General features: G+C 29.0%; 4 protein-coding genes. 1 reads left to right on the top strand and 3 read right to left on the bottom strand.

What is annotated here, in order from left to right; genetic code table 11:
* A partial coding sequence (locus Q0V15_RS12100; protein WP_297439368.1) for a YhgE/Pip family protein occupies positions 1 to 1,721 on the top strand: 1,721 nt, incomplete at its 5' end.
* A gap of 79 nt (positions 1,722 to 1,800) precedes the next feature.
* Here the strand turns inward: Q0V15_RS12100 and Q0V15_RS12095 are convergent.
* From Q0V15_RS12095 to Q0V15_RS13010, 3 genes are all read right to left on the bottom strand, one after another.
* On the bottom strand, positions 1,801 to 2,355 hold the full coding sequence (locus Q0V15_RS12095) for a lecithin retinol acyltransferase family protein (RefSeq protein ID WP_297439366.1): 555 nt from the start codon (positions 2,353 to 2,355) through the stop codon (positions 1,801 to 1,803).
* Positions 2,356 to 2,423: 68 nt separating this feature from the next.
* Complete coding sequence (locus Q0V15_RS12090) at positions 2,424 to 3,431, bottom strand: DUF6930 domain-containing protein (RefSeq protein ID WP_297439364.1); 1,008 nt, start codon at positions 3,429 to 3,431, stop codon at positions 2,424 to 2,426.
* Positions 3,432 to 4,189: 758 nt separating this feature from the next.
* A partial coding sequence (locus Q0V15_RS13010; RefSeq protein ID WP_367173776.1) for a Uma2 family endonuclease occupies positions 4,190 to 4,351 on the bottom strand: 162 nt, incomplete at its 5' end.

Genomic DNA, 4,351 nt, shown 5'->3' with positions numbered 1-4,351 from the left:
AACTTTCTGATGGGTCTAAATCTTTAGTCAGTGGAATGGGTAAACTTTTAGATGGATCTCAAAGTCTTAGTACTGGAGTTTCTAAACTTTCTAGTGGTTCAAACACTTTAGAGTCTGGAATTGATAAACTTTATGGTGGGTCAAATACACTTATAGATGGAGTTTCTAAACTTTCTGATGGGTCTAAGAGCCTTGTATCAGGAGCTACAAAGCTTCAGGGTGGTTCAAGCTCACTTGTAAACGGAGTTTCTAAACTAGAAAATGGTTCAAACTCACTTGTAAGTGGAATAAATTCATTATCTAGTGGTTCTAAAACTTTAAATAGTGGTGCTAAACAACTTGCATCTGCTTCTTCTAGTCTTGCTAGTGGAATGAATAGTCTTCATAGTGGAGCTAGTCAAATCCAAGAAGGACAAGCTGGAATCTCTAAAGAGATGGCAGTTTTAAAAGAACTTATCGCTAGTGGAAATACACAAAAAGCATCTGCTCTTTTAAATCAAATGTCAGAGCAAAATGCTAAATTACAAGCTGGAATGAGCAGTCTTAGTAGTGGTATTAAGAAAGCTAATTCTGGAGCTATGGAAATTAGTGGTGGTGCAAATAACCTTAGTGGTGGACTATCAAAATTAAATAGCGGAATAAATTCTGCAAAAGCTGGTGCAAATCAGTTAAATGGTGGACTTGCATCTGCTAAAAATGGAGCTATTGCTTTAAATAGTGGAATTTCTGAACTTTCAAATGGAGCAAAAGCCTTAAATGGTGGGCTTTCACAAGTTAGCACAGGAGCTAGTGCATTAAATAATGGACTAAATTCTGCAAGAGGTGGAGTTTCTGAGCTATCTAATGGTCTAAAATCAGTTGGTTCTGGTGTTGGAACATTAAACTCAGCTATTTCATCAGCTAAAACTGGAGCATCTACTCTTAGCACAGGACTTGTAAGTGCTAATACAGGTGCTACAGATTTAAATAATGGACTTGAAAGTGGATATAAAAATCTTAATGATAATGTTACATTCACAGCTGCTCAAATGAGTGATTTCATTGCAAACCCTGTAATTTTAAATACAATTGCAATAAATCCTGTTGCTTCATATGGAGAAGGATTCGCTCCTTACTTCATGGGAATAGCATTATTTGTTGGAGCTATGTATGCATATTACATGGTAAGTGCATTATCAAGAAAATTTGAAGGTAGCTTCACAAGAAGATTCATAAAAATGTACATTATTGGTGCAATTTTATGTATTCTTCAAGCTCTAGTTATGAGTGCTATAATCTACTATGGTTTAGGTGTTCATACATCAACTCCACTGTGGTTCTTTGGTGTAAATATAATAACTACAATTGCCTTATTTAGTTTAATGAATGGTCTACATTATATTATAACTCCTATTATGAAGGGAGCACTTGTTGTAATAATGGTACTACAATTTACTGCGTGTGGTGGTTCATACCCAGTACAAGTAATGCCAGCATTTTATAATATGATACATCCATTCCTTATATTATCTTACGGTGTTGATACAATGAGAATGGCTATAAGTGGGATAAATTATAGCATATTCTATAAGGATCTTGGGATTCTTGTATTATTCATAGTCGGATCACTAATTATTGGATATGCAGTTGGATATATTAAAACTCATATAACACATAAAAGGGTCTTAAAAGAAAGATCAGAACTAATTGAAGAAAAAGAAGCTTATAATCAGTATGTATAATTATAAAGTTTAAATATCACAAGAGAAAAAAGCATCTTAAAAGGAACTAACCTTTTAAGATGCTTTTTATTATATTAATTTATTTACTTCCATTTCTACACCACTTAGCAAAACTCTCACAATTATTAAAAATCAAATTATATTTATTTTCATTTAATCTTGAAAGTGCTCTTTGCACAATTTCTGTACTTAAAAATCTCATAGGACTTAAATTTTCCTTCATTATATATACAGTAGCTCCATCAGCAAAATATTCAACAGATGTTTTTGAAACACTTGCCCGTAGATAATGCACTACTTGTCCATCTCCAATATAAATTCCATGATGAGTATATCCAAGTCTTTGAACATATAGATGATCACCTAAATTCATATCAGCATTTTTTATAACACCATTTGATTTAGCTCTAGAAATTCCATCTAAACTACAAGCATCATTAGCATTTAAAATTGTATCAGTTACATTATTAGCAGTTTTTAAAATACTACCTACTATTTTATTCTTTTCTGATAAATATTCTTCATGCTCTCCCCTATTTTTTCTTCTATACTCATCAATTTTTTTCAAGTCTTTTGTTGGAACTTTAATTACTAAACTACCTGTACTTAATACATCTTTTAATAACCCCATCATAAATCCCTCCATTTTCCATTGCTGCTATATTACTTATATTACTACAAACAAAAACTTAGTCAAATATTTTAAGAGTTCATACTTAAATATCTCTCTACTATACTATCTATTACTGGTAACTCAGGTGACTTTGCAACTTCAACCCCAATTCTAGTACATAAATCAACAATTATACTCGCTATATAATCATCTCTTACTATAATTGTCTTTGGTCTACCACTAGCAAATATATAATTTACAATACCATCAAAAATTATATCACTCTCTGAATCAGAAATCTGTACAAGCTCCTGTGCACAAAGTACTTCTTGTGTATTACTAGCAAGTAAAAATCTTTTAGGAATTATAGGTTTTCTATACTTTGCATCTATTACTCCAGCTCCTAAATAAGCTATATCAAGTTCTAAAACATCTTCACTTTGTTCTATTTTTTTAAGTTTATGTATTAATACCTTATCATCTAAAGTTATAAATATATGTTCTTTTTTAGATACTATTAAATTCCCCTGTGAAGCTTCCCAAACCTTATTTTTCATATTATAAGCATACATTAAAGTTTTACCTTTTTCAAAATCTATATCTAACCCTTTATTATACTCAATAAGTGCATTATAAAGATTTGTAAGAATCTTTGTAAATCTTATAACTTCTTTACTTGTTAGCATATAATCAACAAAATTCTTCTCATAACTTCTAAAATAAATATAATTATTTTCACCTTTAAAGTTAAACCCTAAATCTTTTATAATTTTTAGTTCCTGCTCTGTCAAATCTTCCTTATCACCCAAATTGCACATAAGACAGTTTTGATACCTAATAAGTTGATGTTCTGAAACTTCTACATTTTCTAGTAATTCAAAAAAATCTTCCATTTGCTTCTTACCATCATAAGCAGCAATTCCATACATATCTCCCTGCTTTCCTAACATACTACAAATACATGGTTCATTTGTTTCCTTATCCATTATAGTTATTAAATCCATATCATATAACTTTTCCCATGGCTTTAATTCCTTAAGCTTTATAGCAATATCATATAATTCTTTCCATTCTTTTAAGTTTGCTTCTATTCTCATATCTTTTCTCCTCTATATCTCTTCTTATGTATTATCATTAATTTATTATAAGTATACACTATTATTTTAAAGATTAAACAATCTATTTTAATACAAAAAAATAAAGTAGTTAAATTAAATCTAACTACTTTTCCTCAACCTATTTAAAATGATTTTCATCTAAATCAATTCCGAACTCTTTCATATCTTTTACCATTCTATTTTCTGCCATTCTAGCATAAGCTTCTCTAAGTCCACTCTTCACTTTATTTAACATTTAAAATTACTCCTATTTGCATTATATTTTCCGATAATATAATACTCCATATTTTTTTATTTCATATAAAGATATCTCTACATATCTTTTCTCATTTACTATATGTTCATTATATCATAATTTTGCATTAAAATCTCATATTTTTTCAATTATTTTTAATAATACCCTGTAAACTTAGCAATAAAGCTACTCAAATCATTATACCCCATATAGGTATATAAATTAATTACTGAAAGAAAGTCATTTTTTTAATAATTAATAAAGTTTTTATATTCCCTATATTTATTAACAAATTAAGAGTAAAAAAATTGAAGAAAAAGCAGCATAAAAGGAATCCTTTTACACTGCTTTTTTCATATTAAAATTGTATTTTAGCTATCTAAAGTATGTTAGCATATATTCTACCTAAATCAATTTCTAAATTTGGAAAGACTATTGATTTATATATATCTGTACTCTTATAAATATTAGCAACTCTATAATAATCATTAAAAAGTTTATATTATTCTACTCTTCCATCTTGATATACTAAACAATATTCTTTAACTCCATATATAGAATATAAATTCATTTTCTCAATAGTATCAAGTTTTGCATTTGATTCAGATACTACCTCAAATATCAAAGTTGGAACAGTAAGGTATGATTCCCCTCTCTCTTCAAA

It is taken from the genome of uncultured Clostridium sp. (genome assembly GCF_947036855.1).
Classification (GTDB): domain Bacteria; phylum Bacillota; class Clostridia; order Clostridiales; family Clostridiaceae; genus Sarcina.
This window is presented reverse-complemented; position numbering and strand designations above follow the sequence as displayed.

Bases quoted from the DNA above. Each gene is read 5' to 3' on its own strand.
- Q0V15_RS12090 (WP_297439364.1), bottom strand. From the start codon at position 3,431: ATGAGAATAGAAGCAAACTTAAAAGAATGGAAAGAATTATATGATATT.
- Q0V15_RS12095 (WP_297439366.1), bottom strand. From the start codon at position 2,355: ATGATGGGGTTATTAAAAGATGTATTAAGTACAGGTAGTTTAGTAATT.